Source organism: Desulfotignum balticum DSM 7044 (assembly GCF_000421285.1).
GTDB lineage: Bacteria > Desulfobacterota > Desulfobacteria > Desulfobacterales > Desulfobacteraceae > Desulfotignum > Desulfotignum balticum.
Genome location: NZ_ATWO01000001.1, coordinates 905820 through 923373, shown reverse-complemented (window position 1 = coordinate 923373; position 17554 = coordinate 905820). Strand labels below are relative to the sequence as shown.

Genomic DNA, 17554 nt, shown 5'->3' with positions numbered 1-17554 from the left:
AATCAGTTGCCGGGGAGACAGAAGATGGCAAAGATCAAGGTTCTGGACAAGGAAGTAAGCCTTTATTACCGGGATAAGCAGGATTATATCTGCATTACCGATATTGCAAAGTATAAAAACGCCGAAACAACGGGGCTTATTATCTCCCACTGGCTCAGCACCCGGTTTACGGTGGAATTTATGGGTATATGGGAAAAAATCCACAATCCTGATTTTAATGTTACGGAATTCAGTAACATTAGAAATGAAAGCGGATCAAACGGCTTTGTCCTGACAGTCAAACAATGGGTACAAAAAACCAATGCCATCGGTATTGTTTCAAAGCCGGGCAGGTATGGCGGGACCTATGCCCATAAGGATATCGCATTTGAGTTCGCCTCCTGGATCTCCGTTGAATTCAAGCTGTATCTGATCAAGGAATTCCAGCGGCTCAAAGAGGAAGAACAAAAACAGCTGGGATGGGATATTAGACGGAATCTGGCAAAAATCAATTACCGCATCCACACCGATGCCATCCAGAACAACCTGATCCCGCCGGAACTGTCAAAAAACCAGATCAATTTCGTGTATGCCTCTGAAGCCGATATGCTGAATGTGGCGCTGTTCGGCATGACTGCAAAACAGTGGCGGGATGAAAATCCCGAACATAAGGGGAATATCCGGGATTATGCCAATGTCTCCCAACTGGTCTGCCTTTCAAATCTGGAAAATCTCAACGCCCTTTTTATCAATGACGGCATGCCCCAGAAAGAACGGCTGAAAAGACTGAATACCATTGCCATCGAACAGATGAAACTGCTGGTTGCCGACCACGGCATCGAAAAATTAGAGGACAAAAAATAATGGCTTTGCATCCTGACTTTCCTGATTCTCCCCATGCGCTTCTTGATCCTGATATCCGATGGTTTCCGGCTGATGAAGCGCTGCGGGAAACCGCCTATGAAAAACTGCTGCCACCGTTGGTGCACCAATTGCGCATAAACGTCAAGGCATGGCGGGAACGCGGGTATGACGGCGCATCAACCACCAGTATCAGTCTTTTAAACTGGTGGTTTCATCATGAGCATCTGCTGCCCAAATCCGATGGCACCATGGCAAAATTCCAGTACTATTTTGCCCAGCAGGAAGCGGTTGAAACCGTTGTCTATCTTTATGATGCCATCAAAACGAAAGATAAATACGACTTGATCCGGTTTGATTCATCGGGTGCTGTTTCTGCAAACATGTTTGATGAATCGTGGCAGAGATTTGTCATAAAAATGGCCACTGGTTCGGGAAAAACAAAGGTGATGAGCTTGATCCTGTCCTGGTGCTTCTTCCATAAATTGTATGAGGAGGATTCACAGCTTGCCCGTAATTTTCTTTTGATTACCCCCAATATTATTGTCCTGGACCGTATTCGGACCGATTTTGACGGACTGCGGATTTTTTTTGAAGACCCGGTGCTGCCGGATAACGGATTTGACGGACGTAACTGGCGGGATGATTTTCAACTGACCCTGCACATCCAGGACGAGGTCAATATTACCCGGAAAACCGGGAATATCTTTTTGACCAATATCCACCGGGTTTATTCGGACACGGATGCGGAGCCGTCGGCCGATGATGAAAATACCATGGATTATTTTCTGGGAAGGCGCCCTTCCGGGAAAACCACAGATTCATCGGTTGATCTGGGGGATATTGTCCGGGATATTGAAGAGCTGGTTGTCCTCAACGATGAAGCGCACCATATTCATGACAGCCGCCTGGCCTGGTTCAAGTCCATAGAGGATATTCATCACAGGCTGCTGCATAAAGACCGCTTTCTTTCCCTTCAGGTGGATGTGACAGCAACCCCCAAACACAACAACGGTGCCATTTTTGTTCAGACGGTATCTGATTATCCATTGGTTGAAGCGATCTCTCAGAATGTGGTGAAACATCCGGTACTGCCAGATTCCGCATCCCGTGCAAAATTGTCGGAACGGAAAAGCTCCCGTTACACGGAAAAGTATGCCGACTATCTGCATCTGGGTGTGGAGGAGTGGCGCAAGGCCTACAAAGAACATGAAAAGCTGGATAAAAAAGCCATCCTGTTTGTCATGACGGATGATACGAAAAATTGTGATGATGTGGCTCAATATCTGGAAACCGCATATCCTGAATTAAAAGATGCGGTCCTGGTTATTCATACGAAAAACAACGGAGAGATCAGCGAGGCCAAAAGCGGGAAAAAAAAAGATGAGCTTGACCTGCTGCGCAGAGAATCCAATGAGATCGACAGCTGGAAAAGTCCCTACAAAGCCATTGTATCAGTATTGATGCTGAAAGAAGGGTGGGATGTTAAAAATGTTACCACGATTGTGGGGCTGCGTGCTTACTCCGCCAAGAGCAACATTCTGCCGGAACAGACCCTGGGAAGAGGGTTGCGCAAAATGTATCCCGGAAATAACGTAGAAGAATATGTCAGTGTGGTGGGGACTGATGCGTTTATGGATTTTGTGGAATCCATTCAATCCGAAGGTGTGGAACTTGAGCGCAAGGCAATGGGTGAAGGCACAAAGCCCAAAACACCTATTATTGTTGAAATTGACAATGAAAATACCACCAAGGATATTGACGCTCTGGACATTGAAATCCCTGTACTCTCACCAAGAAGCTATCGGGAATATAAAAACCTGACAGAACTGGATACCGCTCGTTTCGGGCATAAAAAGGTAAAATACAAAACATTCAGTGAAAAGGAACAAAGGGAAATCATCTTCAAAGATATTACAACCGGTGAAATCAACCATACGACTGTTCTGGATTCAGGTCAGGTTGCGGACTACCGTTCAGTCATCGGGTATTTTTCTCATATTATCATGAAGGATTTACGTTTGGTCAGTGGATATGATGTCCTGTACGGCAAAGTCAAAACGTTTATTCAAAATGAACTGTTTGAAAACAGGATTGTCCTGGACAGCTCGAACACGCTGCGGAATCTGTCCGAACTTGAGGCAGGCAAGACTTTGATCGATACGTTCAAAAAAGAGATTAACGCTTTAACGATCCGGGATACAGGGGATGCAAGAATAAAAGATGCCATTAAACTGAGAAACACCCGCCCGTTTGTTGTCAAAGAGCAAGGATACATTGTTCCTAAAAAAAGTGTATTCAACAAGATCATCGGTGACAGTCTCTTCGAGTTAAAATTTGCCGCGTTTCTCGAAGAATGTGAGGACATCGTCTCCTATGTAAAAAATTATATGGCTGTACATTTTCAAATTGATTATGTGAATGCCGACGGCAACATTTCAAATTACTATCCTGATTTTATTGTAAAACAGTCTTCAACTTCTGTTGTCATCGTTGAGACAAAGGGGCTTGAAGACCTTGATGTGCCGCTGAAGATGAAACGGTTACATGAATGGTGTGAAGATATCAACAAAGCACAAACGGATATCAATTACGACTATGTGTTTGTTGATGAAGAAAGCTTCAAGAGTTATAAACCAAGGAGTTTCAAAGACCTGATATCAGGATTTAGGGAGTATAAATGCAGTGATGATGGGTCTAAAATATGATCATGATAAGAAACTTACATACCATAGAAAAACTCGGCTTTGAAAAATGGTTCCAGGACCAGGTCGATCCCGAACGTTCGGCGGAATTTGAGATCGCCCGGGTGATTGCGGTGCACAAAGACCGGTATGCCATCACCAGCGGGTTAGATGATGTTCCGGCGGAGCTGGTGGGAAAACTGCTGTTCAGTGCGGCTTCTCCTGTGGACTATCCGGCGGTAGGGGACTGGGTGCTGGTCAAATTGTACGATGGAAACACATTTGCCATCATCCATGAGATCATCCGGAGAAAAACCCTGCTGAAACGGAAAACCCCGGGCAAGAAAATTGAATTTCAATTGATCGCCGCCAACATTGATGCGGCATTCATTGTCCAGTCGCTGGATGACAATTTCAATTTAAGACGCCTGGAGCGGTATCTGGTGATGGTCAATGAAAGCAGCATCCGGCCGGTGGTGTTGTTGAGCAAGAGCGACCTTCTGACTTCCGACGAGATCGCCGGCCGGATCGGTCAGATTCATGAGATCATGCCGCAGTTGCAGGTCCTGCCGTTCAGCAACAACAATGAATCCGGCCTGGAACATGTCAAGAATCTTCTGAAACCAGGGTTGACCTTTTGCTTATTAGGATCATCCGGTGTCGGCAAGACCACGCTTTTGAACCATCTCATCGGTGAATCAGTTTTCAAGACCAAAACCGTCCGGGAAAAGGACAGCAAGGGCCGGCATGCCACAACGTCCAGACAGCTGATCACACTGACCGGCGGCGCAATGGTGGTGGACACGCCGGGAATGCGGGAGCTTGAGAATTTTTCCGTGGAAACGGGCCTGGATGAAACTTTTGCAGAAATCACCGCGCTGGCCGGAAAGTGCCGGTTCAAAGACTGTTCTCATTCCAATGAAAAAGGGTGTGCGGTGTTAGAGGCGGTAAAAAAGGGCACCTTGTCCGAAAAAAGATACCAGAATTACATGAAAATGATCCGGGAATCCATTTTCAATGACATGTCCTATGTGGAGAAAAGGCAAAAAGACAAACAGTTTGCCAAACATTGTAAAACCGTGATGATGCACCGAAAAAAGCAGAAAAACATTAAGAGATGAAAAGGGTTTATGCGTTAGTGCTGCATGTGACAGAGTAATTCAAACGTTTCAGCGTGACGGGTGGTTTGTGCGGTCAGGCAGATCACTCCGGCGGTAAATTATAAAAAGGAGTCTATTATCAATGAATGAAAACAGTCAAAAAATCGCGTTGTTTATCGATGCAGATAATGCTCCCGCAAGCAAATTTGAAGAAGTACTCAGTGAAGTGGCAAAATACGGAGTTGTCACGATCAGAAAAGCGTATGGTAACTGGAAAAGCCCTACCCTTAAATCCTGGGAAGATTTATTGAATGAATACGCCATACAGCCGATACAGCAGTATGATCTGACCAAGGGCAAAAATGCGTCAGATATTGCTTTGGTCATCGATGCAATGGATGTCATGTATACCAAAAACATCGATGTGATGTGCTTTGTGTCATCAGACTGTGATTTTACACCCATGGTGACACGCGCGCTTGCAGAGGGTAAGGTCGTTTTGGGTTTTGGAGAGCGGAAAACCCCTTCCCCATTTGTTAACGCGTGTTCCAAGTTCTTATATCTTGATGCAGCACCCAAACAGAATGGGTCGGTGCCTGAAAAAACCAAAAATCTGAAATCCGATACAAAACTGCTCAACCTGCTGAGGCAGGCGATAGAAGCGACGGAAGAAGATAATGGCTGGGCCGCGCTGGGTCCGGTGGGATCACATATATCCAATAAAACTTCTTTTGATACAAGAAATTATGGTTATAAAAACTTAAGCAGCCTTATCAAGGCCATTGATCTGTTTGAGTTAAAAAGAGGCCCTGGGAACTCATACCTGGTTAAAGACAAAAAAAAGAAAAAATCAAGTTGACCAGCCATTCTGGCAGACTTGCCGGGGCCCGGTGGTGACAGCGGACCGGAAGCTTTTTTCAGAAAGGATGAATCATGACAGATGACAACAAGGTCCGGCGGATGGTTGAGATCACCATGGAACCCGTGGAACTGCATAAAATCCTGAAATTTGAGAACCTGGCCGCCAGCGGCGGGGAAGCCAAATTCCGGATTCAGGACGGTCAGGTGCGGGTGAACGGGGAGACAGAAACCCGGAAGCGAAGAAAAATCCGGCACGGGGATGTGATCGAAACCCCTGAGGCCGTTCTGACCATTGTAAAATCTGAACCTTAGAATACATGGAGTGAACAGACATGTTTATCGTCACAGCAGAACAGATGCAAAAGATGGACCGGTATACCATTGAAGAGTTCGGCATTCCCGGACGGGTGCTCATGGAAAATGCCGGACGGGGGGCGGTGAAGTTTTTCCTGGAAACCTGCGGCCCCACCCCGGCGACCCGGGTGGCGGTGGTGGCGGGCCGGGGAAACAACGGCGGAGACGGCTGGGTCATGGCCCGGTATCTCATGGAAAAGCAGATTCCCGTGACCGTGTTTCTATTGTCGGCCCGGGACCGGGTCAAAGGGGATGCCAAAGCCAACATGGATCTGGTGGAAAAACTGCTGCCTTATTTTCCGGATTGTGCGGTGGTGGAAATCCCGGATGCCGCCGCACTGGACCGGGAAAAAACCCGGCTGACACATCATGACCTGTTTGTGGATGCTGTTTTCGGCACCGGGTTGAATTCAGATGTCCGGGGAATGTTTAAAACAGTGATCCAGTGCATCAACCAGACCAAAAAACCGGTATTTGCCGTGGATATCCCCTCGGGTCTCAATGCCGACACCGGCGCGGTCTGCGGGGTGTGCATCAACGCGGCGGCCACAGCCACGTTTGGATTTGCCAAGACCGGACATATCCTGTATCCGGGCAACGAATATACCGGGCAATTGCAGGTCATTGACATCGGCATCCCCGGATTTGCCGCCGGGAAACAGGATCTTGGGTTCCAGGTGATGGAAAAACAAACCATTGCCCCGTTGTTCCCGGCCCGGGCGTTTAACACCCACAAGGGCAGTTTCGGTCACCTGCTGGTCCTGGCCGGATCGCCCGGAAAAACCGGGGCCGCGGCCCTGTGCGCCAATGCCGCCAAACGGATCGGCACCGGTCTGGTGACCGTGGGCGTACCGGAACAAATCAATCCCGTGGTGGAAACGCTGGTGGTGGAGCCCATGACCGTGCCGTTGCCGGAAACCGCATCCGGCACATTGGCGCCGGACGGGCTGGACCGGATTCTGGCCCTGGCTGAAAACCGGCAGGCTCTGGCCTTAGGGCCGGGACTGGGCACGGATCCGGACACCCAGAAACTGGTGACCTCACTGGTGGAAACCTGCTCCCTTCCTTTGATCATGGATGCGGATGCCATCAACTGCCTGGCCGACAACCCGGCCGTGCTTTGCTCCCGGAAGTCCCCGGCCGTGCTCACGCCGCATCCCGGAGAGATGGCCCGGCTGGCCGGCATCACCACGGCACAGGTCCAGGCCGACCGGCCCGGCACGGCCCGGGCCTTTGCACAGAAATTCAATGTCATCCTGGTGCTCAAAGGGGCCCAGACCCTGATCGCCTTGCCGGACGGCCGGATGTTTCTGTGTCCTGCCGGAAACCCGGGCATGGCCACCGGCGGCATGGGGGATGTGCTCACCGGTATGATCGCCGGACTGGCGGCCCAGGGATTTTCTCTGGAAAATGCCGCATTGGCCGGGGTTTTTATCCATGGACTGTGCGGGGATCTGCTGGCCGACACCTTCGGAGGATTCGGGTTTCTGGCAAAAGACATGATCCGGACCATTCCTGAAATCATCCACAGGCACCTGACATGACCCATCAGATCATCACGCAAACCGATGCCCAGACCCGGGATTTGGGCTTTCGCCTGGGCCGGGCCGTGACCGGCCCGGTGGCCATTGCCCTGACCGGAGATCTGGGATGCGGTAAAACCACTTTTGTCAAAGGCCTGGCCCGGGGACTGGGGGTGGATGCGCGTTATGCCATCACCAGCCCCACGTTCACGCTTATCAATGAATATCCGGCTGCCAATCAATTGCGGTTATGCCATCTGGATCTGTACCGCTTAACCTCGGTGGAAGAACTGGCACATATCGGGTTTGACGATCTCACCGGCATTGATGCCGTGATTGTGGTGGAGTGGCCGGCCCTGCTCAAGGATGACCGGTTTGCATTTGACCTGGAACTGACCTTTGAATTTGATCCCGCATATCACCGGGTCATATCTTTTTTTGCCTCTGGACAGACCGGTACAAACATGCTAAGCAGTTTGTTTTCGTAAATAGTGAAACCAATTTTTTTTGGGAGTTTTTGATGGCACTTCGAGTACAGAAATACGGGGGCACATCCGTGGCGGATATCCAGCGGATATCCCGGGTGGCGGACCGGGTGATCAAGGCCCATGAAGCCGGTGATCAGATGGTGGTGGTGCTCTCTGCCATGGCAGGCGTGACAGACAAACTGATTTCTCTGGCCCGGCAGGCGGCAATCACGCCGGACAAACGGGAACTGGATGTACTGCTGGCCACCGGGGAACAGACCACTGCGGCATTGATGGCCATCCTGCTCAAATCCCGGGGATACAAAGCCAGATCGTTTCTGGGATTTCAGGCCGGGATTCACACGGACCAGACCCCGGGTAAAGCCCGGATCCTGGACATTGATGCCCAGAAAGTCAAAAAGGCCCTGGATCAGGGACATATCTGCGTGGTGGCCGGGTTCCAGGGCGCGGATAACAACGGGGATATCACCACGTTGGGCCGGGGCGGCTCCGACACATCGGCCGTGGCTATTGCCGCATCCCTGAAAGCGGATGTGTGTGAGATATTCACGGATGTGGACGGTGTGTACACCACAGACCCCAGAATCTGTGCCAAAGCCCGGAAAATCGACCGGATTTCCTATGAAGAAATGCTGGAAATGGCTGTGCTCGGCGCCAAGGTGCTCCAGATCCGGTCCGTGGATTTTGCCAAAAAATACAATATTCCTTTGCACGTCAGATCATCATTCAAAGAGGAGGAAGGAACCATGGTCGTCAATGAGAGCGCGGATATGGAAAGCGCGGTGGTATCAGGCATTACCTGTGATATGAATGAAACCCGGATCACCCTGAAACGGGTGCCGGACCAGCCCGGCATTTCCGCAAAAATTTTCGGCCCGCTGGCGGATGCGGAAATCATGGTGGACATGATCATTCAGAACACCCGCACCGGCGGAGAAACCGACCTGACGTTCACGGTGACCAAAGATGATTTTGACCGGGCCCTGCAGATTTCAGAAGCAGTGGCCAAAGAGGTCGGTGCTGAAGAAGTGCTTTCAGCCAAGGATATCGCCAAGGTATCGGTTATCGGACTGGGCATGAAAAGCCACTCCGGTGTGGCTGCCACCATGTTCAAGGCCCTGGCCGAAGAAAACATCAATATCCGGCTGATCTCCACATCGGAAATCCGGATTTCCTGTGTCATTCTGGCCAAATACGCAGAACTTGCGGTGCGGACTTTGCATGCCGCCTTTGGTCTGGACGGAGACAATTAAACCGACGGTTTGTTTTCCAGGGCTGATTCAATTTCATGGATCACTTTTCGGGCCGCTGCTGCCGGATCCTGCGCATCCCGGATGGGCCGGCCGATCACCAGCAGATCACTGCCCCGGGCTATGGCCTGGGCCGGGGTGGTGATCCGTTTCTGATCATCTTTTGGGGTCAGGCTCCAGGCCGGACGGATCCCCGGCGTAACCGCCAGAAACTCTTTGCCGAACCGGGCTTTGATGTCGGCGGCTTCCCGGCCGGAACAAACCACGCCCCGGCATCCGGCATCACGGGCCAGCTCGGCCCGCAGCATGACCAGCTTCATGGGATCCGCTGAAAATTGATCTGAAAATCCGCCGCTGGCAAGCGTTTCCTCGTCAATGTCGGTGAGCAGGGTCACTCCCAGGACCCCCACGTTTCCCTGTCCCCCCTGAACCGCCATTTCCAGCATTTTTTTGGACGAACAAGTGTGCACCGTGACCAGATCCACTGCCAGATCCGCCACCCGGGCCATGGCCCTGAACACCGTGGCACTGATATCATGCAGCTTGAGATCCAGAAAAATCCCGGCGGCACTCTGATCCCGGATCATCTTCACCACATCCGGCCCCTCACAGATGAACAGTTCCAGACCGATCTTGAACATGCCCACATGCGGCCCCAACACGCTGACCAGCGATTGTGCCTCTCCCATCGAAGGCACGTCCAAAGGAAACACAATATACTCTTTGCCTGTCTTTTTCATCATTTTCCCTTTTTCCATCCTGCTTTTTCTAACAAAATTCCCGGATCAGATATTAGACGGAAAAATGCTTGATTGTCAACAAGCCGGGTCTCCTTTGCACAGCGGAGCCCCCGGTGGGGGGTCTTGCTGACGGACTGTCAAGGGTCACGAGAAATTGAGCCATTTATGGTCATCAAAAATGAGCCACACCGATTCATTTTATAAATCTCCTTTGCCTTTTTTTGTTATGGGATCATGATATTTAAAACCGGCGTCGATCAATATATATTCCAGCATTATTCCGACTTCACCTCTCTTTTTGAGTTCATCAAGCATCCACTTTTGTATACGGGCATTGACATGAACCCGTTTCAAGTGTGGTGGTAGTTTTGGCTTTGGTTTTCCCCTGTATCCTCCACGGTTTTCTACCATATGCACACCTCCTAATGGTAAGACGATCGCTGAAGATTACCGATATTAGGGCATTTTAGATAATTGTGCCCCGTTTTACAAAAATACAGGGCCATATTCGATGTGACTTTAGCCCCTTCCTTACTGCCCGCATTCATGCTTTTTTGCCTTTCAGTCTGTAACTGTTACCCTTAATATTAATGACGGCGCTGTGGTGAAGCAGTCGATCGAGGATGGCAGTCACGATGATCGGGTCATGGAACAGTTCTGTCCAGTCTCCGAATGCCTTATTTGACGTGATAATGGTGCTGCTCTTCTCGTACCGGTTAGCAATAAAACGAAAGAACAAATTGCACTCTTCCCGTGTGATAGGTGTGTAACCCACTTCATCCACAACGACCAGGGAGGATTTATAGTACCCACGGCCCTTACCCGGCTTTCCAGCTTCGTGATCCTTTCGCAGCTTGATAATCAGATCCTCCATGTTGGTAAAATAGATACTCATGCCGGACTGACACGCTTTCAGCGCAAGGGATACCGCAAGATGCGTCTTTCCCACACCGGGAGGGCCAAGGAAAATTACATTGCCTTTCTCACGGATAAAACTTAAGTCAAAAAGTCCCATGATTTTCTGTTTATCCAGGCCGGGTTGGAAGGCGAAGTCAAACTCATCTATGCTTTTGATATACGGTAGTCCTGATATTTTTAGTGCAGTTTCGATGCGGCGCTGCTCTTTTGCCGCCACTTCCTCTTCGAGCAGTTCATCGAGAAAAGACAGATAGCTTTTTCCCTGTTCCTCGGCCGTCTTGGCAAGGCCGCCTAAAACTTCATAAATCCGGGGGAGCTTTAATCGGGTGAGGTTGGATTCAATGCGATCCATTACAAGGGTATTACTCATGCAAACACCTCCTGCAGTATTTCTTCATATGCAGAGATGGAACGGACCTCAACATCCATGTCATATTGGGGTTTCTGGGGACTGATCGTCTGCTTTGCCCGTCCCTTACTTTTCTGGGCATGGTGATATTTGCGCCGATTCATGTCCATGTCTTTTTTTAAGGCTTCGTAGAATCTCTTCTTCTGGACCAGATTTCCCTTTGTTGATGGGATGTCATAGGTAACTACCAGCCAACTATTTTGAAAAATGCGTAGCTGTCCATCTTTCGAGCGAAGGATGACCTGTTCTCCTACCAGGGTGTGGGGGACGACATAGCGGTTTCCATGAAAGTGGACAGTGCAGTCTTTATACACCTGCCGGTAAATACGATATGAGGTATCAAACGGCTGCGGAGGCAGTGCATTTAAATGTGGCTGCTCCCGCTTAAACCGGGCGCTGACTTTTTCATGGGTGGTGCCATGGATCCGTTCATCCTTTTTTAAAATCCAAGACCAGAGGTCTTTGTTGGCCCTGATTAAGTTGACAAAACCGTATCCTCGCCAGAACCCTTCCCGGATGAAGGTATAAGGACGTTCAACCTTCCCTTTAACCCAAGCAGCATAAGCAGGGGCTACTTTGGGAACGAATCCGTAATGAACGGCAAATCCTATCAGGGTAGAGTTAAATTTGTCCTTTCCAGCCAGCTTGGCGATATACACATTTTTCATGCGATCATAGAGTATCTGATCCGGGACGCCGACGAAGTACTCAAAGGCGTGTATATGGCAGTCTAGAAAGCTTGGCATGTCGCATCGTTCGATCAACTCTGTATAGATTCTCCGGGAATATCCCAGAATCATTGAAAACAGGTACAGCTTTCTGACACTGCCATCGGGAAGTTCAACCTGAAATTCTCCGAAATCCACCTGGGCCTGGTGACCGGGTTCTGTCTCAAATCGCATGTAGGCAATTTTCTGTTTTTGTTTCTTGAGTTTACCGACCTTTCGCTTCACTGTTTCATAACTGCCGGCATAGCCTTGGTTGACAAGGCGGTCATAAATCCAGGTGGCGGTGTAATATTCGTCTTCATCAAGCCAAGCTGTGATGGTACCGTGATAAGGATCAAGAATGCTCGTGCGATGATATGGCTTTGGATTTTTCAAGCAGCTTTCCGGGGCTTCAAGGTATTTTTTGACGGTGTTACGGCTTATGCCCAGGCGCCGGGCTATGGCCCGCTGGGTCAAGCCGAACCTGTGCAGATCCAGTATGTCCAAAATGGTCTCCTTTTTTTCATAAACTCTCCACGATTGTCCCGGGTAAATGCAGCAACATATGCATTTACTCGGGAAGTTGAACAAGGGGGATTGAAAAAAGATCCCCCTTGTTCAATTCCCTAGTGGCTCAGTTTCAAATGACCATTTTTGGCTCAATTTAACATGACCATCGACACGGACTGTCGGAGCCACCCCGGGGATTCCAGGCCGACAGCAAGATCCCTCGCCGGGGGCGGCACTCTGCCGGAAACGCCCCACTGAATTTTATGCCAAACAGTTCATTTTCCCGCCGCAATATGCTACATTGAATGTCTTAAAAACGAGGAGGACCATGGAAACCCGAAAATATACATTAACCATGCTGGTGGACAACGAACCCGGCGTGACCGCCCGGATCACCGGACTGTTTGCCGGACGAGGCTACAACATTGAAACCATCTGCGGCGCTCCCACGGCCAACCCGAAAATGTCCCGGATCACCATCACCACGTTGACCAGCCCCCCGTTGCTGGCCCAGTGCATGAAACAGATCCAGCGTCTGGTCAATGTGATCAAATTGCGGGACATGACCGGTGAAGAAGCCATCAAACGGGAGATGGCTTTGATCTGCGTCAAAACGCGGCCCAAAGACCAGAAAAAAATTGAAACCATTATTTCCGATTTTCAGGGCCGGATCCTGGATAAAGGTCAGCAGCATTTCATTTTCGAGGTGATCGGTGATGAACTCACTGTGGATGCCCTGCTGGACCAGCTGGCCCCGTTCGGGATCAAAAAACTGGCCCGGTCCGGGGTGCTGGCCCTGTACCGGGAACCTTGACCAGCCAACCCCAGGTACCGGAATTTTTCCATTTAACTGTTGAAATATGAGAAGAATCGGTGTTATTTAAATCAAAATCATTAAATATTACAAACTGATACCCAGGAAATTTCATGTCCCGAACCGATACGCATCAATTACTCCGGCGCCTTCCCGGGGTGGATCATCTGCTGGACAAGACCCGGGAGGACGACCGGTTTACAGCCGTGCCCAGACAGGTCGTCATCCGGGCGACCCGGACCGTGCTGGACCATCTGCGCACCCGGATTCTGGACGGCCTGAATCCGGATTTTGATGATGCCGCTGTTCTCTCGGATATTGATCGTCAGTGCCGGCAGACCCTGGCACCGAAACTGGTGCCCGTGATCAATGCCACCGGCGTGGCGCTTCATACCAATCTGGGACGGGCACTGCTGAGTCAACAGGCCCTGAAAAACATTCAGACCATTGGAGAATCCTATTCCAATCTGGAATTGAACCTGTCCACAGGCAAACGGGGGCTGCGGTACACGGCCGTGGAATCATTGATCTGTGAACTCACCGGAGCCGAGGCAGCCATGGCAGTGAACAACAATGCCGGGGCGGTGCTCCTGGCCTTGAACACGCTGGCTGAAGGCACGGATGTGGTGGTCTCCCGAGGTGAGCTGGTGGAAATCGGCGGGTCTTTCCGGGTCCCGGACGTGATGGCTAAAAGCGGGTGCCGTCTCAAAGAGGTGGGCACCACCAACCGGACCCATCTGAAAGACTATGCCGGGGCCATCACCGAAGACACCGGCATGCTGCTTAAAGTCCATACCTCCAACTACCGGATTCAGGGATTTACGGCCAGTGTCGGACTCAAGGATCTGGTCACCCTGGGAAAATCCCGCAACATCACGGTCATGGAAGACTTAGGTTCCGGAACCCTGGTGGATTTTTCCGCGTTCGGCCTGCCCATGGAACCGCTGGTATCCCATTCCGTGGCAGCGGGGGCGGACATTGTGACCTTCAGCGGAGACAAACTGCTGGGCGGCCCCCAGGCCGGCATCATTGTGGGCACCAAACAGGCCATTGAAAAAATCCGGGCCAATCCGTTAACCCGGGCCCTTCGCATTGACAAACTCACGCTGGCGGCCCTGGAAGCCACCTTGCAGCTGTATCGGGACCCGGCAACCGCCATTAATGATATCCCCACCCTGCGGATGCTGACCATGTCCTTTGAACACACCTGCCAACAGGCCGCCCTTCTGGAAGAACAGGTCAAAAAAGCCTGCAGTGCCATGGATGTTGTGGCGTGTGCGGACCTGGAATCCCGGCCCGGGGGCGGCTCATTTCCGGATCTGAAACTGCCCACCCGGTGTGTCACCCTGATCCCAGGAAACATGTCTGTGGCCACTTTAGAGCGCCGCATGCGGCTGTCCACTCCGGCGGTGATCGCCAGGATTGAAAACAACCGGTACATCATGGACCCCCGGACCATTCAACCCGGACAGGAAACGCTTATTTCATCAACCCTTGAAACCATATTGAGACCATCATGACACCCAGATTCACATCCAGGGAATTTTCTTTTCTCAAACCGGATTCCGACACATCGTCTCCCATTCAGGCCCCTGACACCTATTTTTCAGACCTGGTGCATCAGAAATCCGCTGCATTTACCGCTTTTGAACAACGGTTGTTATCCGTGGATATTCCCAAAAAAAAGTTTATCTGCGCCGTGATCCAGGTGGCAGATACGGCATCGGAAGACATCCTGGAAAAGGCCCGGGATATTTTTGAATCCTGGCTTCGCTCCATGTCCGACAACCGGCGAGGTATCTGGGAAACCCTGGATAACCGGGCGTTTGTGCTTGTTTTCTGGGATTATGACAACCAGAAAAAAGCCATGGATCTGTTGGAATCCCTTAAAGCCAAGATCACCCGGGCATTGAACACGGAACTGCTGGTGGGGGTGGCCCGGTTTCCCTTTCAGAAATATTCCCGTTCCGAGGTGTTTGCCAATGCCCTGAAAGCCATTGATCATGCCGCTTTTTTCGGTTTCGGCCACATGCGGCATTTTGACGGCATTTCCCTGAACATCAGCGGCGACCGGTTGTATCAGCTGGGACACTATGATGCCGCCATCAAAGAATATGAAAAAGGCCTGGCCCTGGCTCCCAAAGATATCAACCTGATGAACAGTTTAGGGGTGTGCTACGGGGTCACGGGCAACCTGGAAAAAGCCAGAACATATTTTGAAGCGGCCCTGAATATCAACCCCAAAGAGGTCATGGTCATCTACAACCTGGGCCTGACCTGCCAGGTTATTGAAGACACGGAAAAGGCCATATTATTTCTGCGCAAGGCCCACGGCATTGACGGCCGCATCTTTGAAGTGGAACTGCTGCTGGGACATCTGCTGTTTCAGGCAAAAAAACTGGATGCGGCCCTGCCCCATCTGGAAACCGCGGCCCAGGTGAATCCCAAATCCAGCATGGCCCAACGGATCATGGGAGAAATATTTCTGGAACAGCAGAAACCGGATCAGGCAGGGGCGGCTTTCAATACGGCAGTCAAGCTCAATCCCCTGGATCCCGCGGCCCTGTCCGGGTATGCCCAGGTCATGACACTGAAAAACCGCAATTTAAAAATCGCGTTGACATTTGCTGAAAAAAGCGTGGCCCTGGCACCTGGCAATGAGATGTTTCAGGAACGGCTGGCCCGGGTTCAGCAAGCGTTAGATGAAAATGACACAGCGGATGACCCATCCCGGAAATCTGCATCGGCTTAAAAAAACGGAGCTGCCATGTCGTTACAAAAATTCACACCACTGATTCAAACCACTGTCGCTGACAGCATCCAGGTGAAACAGTCTTTTTTTGACACCCACCTGGCCGCTGTTGAGACCTGTGCCCGGAAAATGGCAGACACCCTGACTGCCGGCGGCAAACTGCTGTTGTTCGGCAACGGCGGCAGTGCGGCCGACTGTCAGCACATTGCCGCGGAATTTATCAACCGTTTTGCCATGGAACGCCCGCCCCTGCCGGCCATTGCCCTGACCTGCGACACGTCTGTGCTCACCAGCATCGGCAATGATTATTCATTTGATGATATTTTTTTAAAACAGATTCAGGCGCTGGGACGCCCCGGGGACCTGGCCATTGCCATTTCCACCTCAGGCAACTCCCCCAATGTGATCCGGGCGGCTGAGGAAGCCGGAAAAATGGGGCTGTTTGTGGTGGGATTCTCCGGAACCGCCGGCCGGCTTCAGGAACTCAGCGATATCCCTTTTTGTGTTCACTCTCCGGTCACGGCACGAATTCAGGAAACCCATATTCTGCTGGCCCATATTTTATGCGATCTCACCGAAAGGATCCTGTTTGCATGACACCGGACAACACACACCTGGACTTTTCCGGATTAAAGACCTATTCCATTCATGACCGCAACAGTCTGGTTTCCAGAAAAGATTTTGCACGCCCCTGGCAAAAGGGAAAGGATCTTAAAACCTTTCTGGACACCCTGCCGTCCATTCTGGCCGGAAATGACATCCGGTCGGTCATTCAGGCCGTTGCTGCCGCCGCCCGGGGACAACACCCCGTGTGTTTTGCCATGGGAGGACATGTCATCAAAACCGGCATGGCGCCGATCATCATCGATCTGATGGAAAAACAGGTCATTACATTGGTGGCCATGAACGGGTCCGGGATCATCCATGATCTGGAGGTGGCACTGGCGGGACGTACTTCCGAAGATGTGGCCGGCAGTCTTGGTGACGGCAGTTTCGGTATGGCCAGGGAAACTGCGGACTGCCTCAATCAGGCCATTGCCCGGGCGGAAGAAAAACACATGGGATTGGGCCGTGCGGTGGGAGAATTTATCCTGGAACAGGACATGCCGTATCCGCATTTAAGCCTGCTGGCCACCGGGGCCCGGCTGACGATTCCCGTGACCGTGCATGTGGCGATAGGAACCGATATCCTGCATATGCACCCCCGATTCAATGCAGCCGCCTGCGGTCAGGCATCTTTGCACGATTTTCATACGTTTGCGTCACAGATTTCCCGGCTGGAACAAGGCGTTTTCATCAATGCCGGGTCTGCTGTCATTCTGCCGGAAGTGTTTCTCAAGGCCCTGACTCTGGCACGGAATTTAGGGCATCATGTGGAGGATTTCACCACAGTGAACCTGGATTTCATCCGTCATTACCGCCCCATGACCAATGTGGTCAACCGACCCACCCGGGGCAAGGGCCGGGGATTCAGCATTGTGGGCCACCATGAACTGCTGATCCCCCTGATTGCCGCCGGGGTCATTGAATCCTTGTAATTTCAAGGGAATCTTTGCCCCTTCCCTTGAAAAACCGGTGAAAACCCCTTATATTGTGTTTTTTAA

At 51.0% G+C, this 17554-nt stretch carries 17 protein-coding genes; 13 read left to right on the top strand and 4 right to left on the bottom strand.

The annotated features are described in order from the left end of the window. Positions 1 to 24 precede the first annotated feature (24 nt). The 8 genes from K365_RS0104875 to K365_RS0104840 all read left to right on the top strand — a co-directional run bounded on the left by K365_RS0104875 (position 25) and on the right by K365_RS0104840 (position 9103). Positions 25 to 843, top strand: a complete 819-nt coding sequence (locus K365_RS0104875; RefSeq protein WP_024333732.1) for a KilA-N domain-containing protein — start codon at positions 25 to 27, stop codon at positions 841 to 843. Continuing rightward, a complete protein-coding gene (locus K365_RS0104870; protein ID WP_024333731.1) occupies positions 843 to 3548 on the top strand; it encodes a DEAD/DEAH box helicase family protein in 2706 nt (901 codons plus the stop codon). Before K365_RS0104875 ends, K365_RS0104870 begins: the two co-directional genes overlap by 1 nt. A gap of 2 nt (positions 3549 to 3550) precedes the next feature. Continuing rightward, a complete protein-coding gene (gene rsgA, locus K365_RS0104865) occupies positions 3551 to 4645 on the top strand; it encodes a ribosome small subunit-dependent GTPase A (protein WP_024333730.1) in 1095 nt (364 codons plus the stop codon). A 121-nt stretch (positions 4646 to 4766) separates the two neighbouring features. Further along, positions 4767 to 5483 carry an NYN domain-containing protein gene (locus tag K365_RS0104860; RefSeq protein WP_024333729.1) on the top strand — a complete coding sequence of 239 codons (717 nt, stop codon included), beginning with the start codon at positions 4767 to 4769 and terminating at the stop codon, positions 5481 to 5483. A gap of 74 nt (positions 5484 to 5557) precedes the next feature. Further along, positions 5558 to 5797, top strand: coding sequence for an RNA-binding S4 domain-containing protein (locus K365_RS0104855; protein ID WP_024333728.1), 240 nt, complete (start codon positions 5558 to 5560; stop codon positions 5795 to 5797). Between the two features lie 20 nt (positions 5798 to 5817). Next, positions 5818 to 7383: a bifunctional ADP-dependent NAD(P)H-hydrate dehydratase/NAD(P)H-hydrate epimerase gene (locus K365_RS0104850; protein WP_024333727.1), complete on the top strand. Its 1566-nt coding sequence runs from the start codon at positions 5818 to 5820 to the stop codon at positions 7381 to 7383. Further along, positions 7380 to 7850 carry a tRNA (adenosine(37)-N6)-threonylcarbamoyltransferase complex ATPase subunit type 1 TsaE gene (gene tsaE / locus K365_RS0104845; RefSeq protein WP_024333726.1) on the top strand — a complete coding sequence of 157 codons (471 nt, stop codon included), beginning with the start codon at positions 7380 to 7382 and terminating at the stop codon, positions 7848 to 7850. Before K365_RS0104850 ends, tsaE begins: the two co-directional genes overlap by 4 nt. Before the next feature lie 32 nt (positions 7851 to 7882). Beyond that, positions 7883 to 9103: an aspartate kinase gene (locus K365_RS0104840; protein ID WP_024333725.1), complete on the top strand. Its 1221-nt coding sequence runs from the start codon at positions 7883 to 7885 to the stop codon at positions 9101 to 9103. Here the strand turns inward: K365_RS0104840 and pyrF are convergent. From pyrF to istA, 4 genes are all read right to left on the bottom strand, one after another. Next, positions 9100 to 9843, bottom strand: coding sequence for an orotidine-5'-phosphate decarboxylase (gene pyrF / locus K365_RS0104835; protein WP_034625408.1), 744 nt, complete (start codon positions 9841 to 9843; stop codon positions 9100 to 9102). The genes K365_RS0104840 and pyrF overlap by 4 nt on opposite strands. Positions 9844 to 10038: 195 nt before the next feature. After that, positions 10039 to 10251, bottom strand: coding sequence for a hypothetical protein (locus K365_RS0104830; protein ID WP_024333569.1), 213 nt, complete (start codon positions 10249 to 10251; stop codon positions 10039 to 10041). A 133-nt stretch (positions 10252 to 10384) separates the two neighbouring features. After that, positions 10385 to 11128: an IS21-like element helper ATPase IstB gene (gene istB / locus K365_RS0104825; protein WP_029724919.1), complete on the bottom strand. Its 744-nt coding sequence runs from the start codon at positions 11126 to 11128 to the stop codon at positions 10385 to 10387. Further along, positions 11125 to 12381: an IS21 family transposase gene (istA, locus tag K365_RS0104820; protein ID WP_024333570.1), complete on the bottom strand. Its 1257-nt coding sequence runs from the start codon at positions 12379 to 12381 to the stop codon at positions 11125 to 11127. The genes istB and istA overlap by 4 nt, the downstream gene beginning before the upstream one ends. Positions 12382 to 12712: 331 nt before the next feature. Here istA and ilvN point away from each other — a divergent pair, with 331 nt between their 5' ends. The 5 genes from ilvN to K365_RS0104795 all read left to right on the top strand — a co-directional run bounded on the left by ilvN (position 12713) and on the right by K365_RS0104795 (position 17488). Further along, positions 12713 to 13198, top strand: a complete 486-nt coding sequence (gene ilvN, locus K365_RS0104815; protein ID WP_024333723.1) for an acetolactate synthase small subunit — start codon at positions 12713 to 12715, stop codon at positions 13196 to 13198. A gap of 113 nt (positions 13199 to 13311) precedes the next feature. After that, complete coding sequence (selA, locus tag K365_RS0104810; protein WP_024333722.1) at positions 13312 to 14718, top strand: L-seryl-tRNA(Sec) selenium transferase; 1407 nt, start codon at positions 13312 to 13314, stop codon at positions 14716 to 14718. After that, positions 14715 to 15950: a tetratricopeptide repeat protein gene (locus K365_RS0104805; protein ID WP_024333721.1), complete on the top strand. Its 1236-nt coding sequence runs from the start codon at positions 14715 to 14717 to the stop codon at positions 15948 to 15950. The genes selA and K365_RS0104805 overlap by 4 nt, the downstream gene beginning before the upstream one ends. A 15-nt stretch (positions 15951 to 15965) precedes the next feature. Further along, on the top strand, positions 15966 to 16547 hold the full coding sequence (locus K365_RS0104800; RefSeq protein ID WP_024333720.1) for a D-sedoheptulose-7-phosphate isomerase: 582 nt from the start codon (positions 15966 to 15968) through the stop codon (positions 16545 to 16547). Further along, positions 16544 to 17488, top strand: coding sequence for a GSU2086 family protein (locus K365_RS0104795; RefSeq protein WP_024333719.1), 945 nt, complete (start codon positions 16544 to 16546; stop codon positions 17486 to 17488). Before K365_RS0104800 ends, K365_RS0104795 begins: the two co-directional genes overlap by 4 nt. Positions 17489 to 17554 lie beyond the last annotated feature (66 nt).

Coding starts and splice junctions, on each gene's coding strand:
- ilvN (WP_024333723.1), top strand. CDS start 12,713: ATGGAAACCCGAAAATATACATTAACCATGCTGGTGGACAACGAACCC.
- K365_RS0104840 (WP_024333725.1), top strand. CDS start 7,883: ATGGCACTTCGAGTACAGAAATACGGGGGCACATCCGTGGCGGATATC.
- tsaE (WP_024333726.1), top strand. CDS start 7,380: ATGACCCATCAGATCATCACGCAAACCGATGCCCAGACCCGGGATTTG.
- pyrF (WP_034625408.1), bottom strand. CDS start 9,843: ATGATGAAAAAGACAGGCAAAGAGTATATTGTGTTTCCTTTGGACGTG.
- rsgA (WP_024333730.1), top strand. CDS start 3,551: ATGATAAGAAACTTACATACCATAGAAAAACTCGGCTTTGAAAAATGG.
- K365_RS0104830 (WP_024333569.1), bottom strand. CDS start 10,251: ATGGTAGAAAACCGTGGAGGATACAGGGGAAAACCAAAGCCAAAACTA.
- K365_RS0104870 (WP_024333731.1), top strand. CDS start 843: ATGGCTTTGCATCCTGACTTTCCTGATTCTCCCCATGCGCTTCTTGAT.
- K365_RS0104850 (WP_024333727.1), top strand. CDS start 5,818: ATGTTTATCGTCACAGCAGAACAGATGCAAAAGATGGACCGGTATACC.
- K365_RS0104875 (WP_024333732.1), top strand. CDS start 25: ATGGCAAAGATCAAGGTTCTGGACAAGGAAGTAAGCCTTTATTACCGG.
- K365_RS0104805 (WP_024333721.1), top strand. CDS start 14,715: ATGACACCCAGATTCACATCCAGGGAATTTTCTTTTCTCAAACCGGAT.
- K365_RS0104855 (WP_024333728.1), top strand. CDS start 5,558: ATGACAGATGACAACAAGGTCCGGCGGATGGTTGAGATCACCATGGAA.
- K365_RS0104800 (WP_024333720.1), top strand. CDS start 15,966: ATGTCGTTACAAAAATTCACACCACTGATTCAAACCACTGTCGCTGAC.
- istB (WP_029724919.1), bottom strand. CDS start 11,128: ATGAGTAATACCCTTGTAATGGATCGCATTGAATCCAACCTCACCCGA.
- K365_RS0104795 (WP_024333719.1), top strand. CDS start 16,544: ATGACACCGGACAACACACACCTGGACTTTTCCGGATTAAAGACCTAT.
- selA (WP_024333722.1), top strand. CDS start 13,312: ATGTCCCGAACCGATACGCATCAATTACTCCGGCGCCTTCCCGGGGTG.
- K365_RS0104860 (WP_024333729.1), top strand. CDS start 4,767: ATGAATGAAAACAGTCAAAAAATCGCGTTGTTTATCGATGCAGATAAT.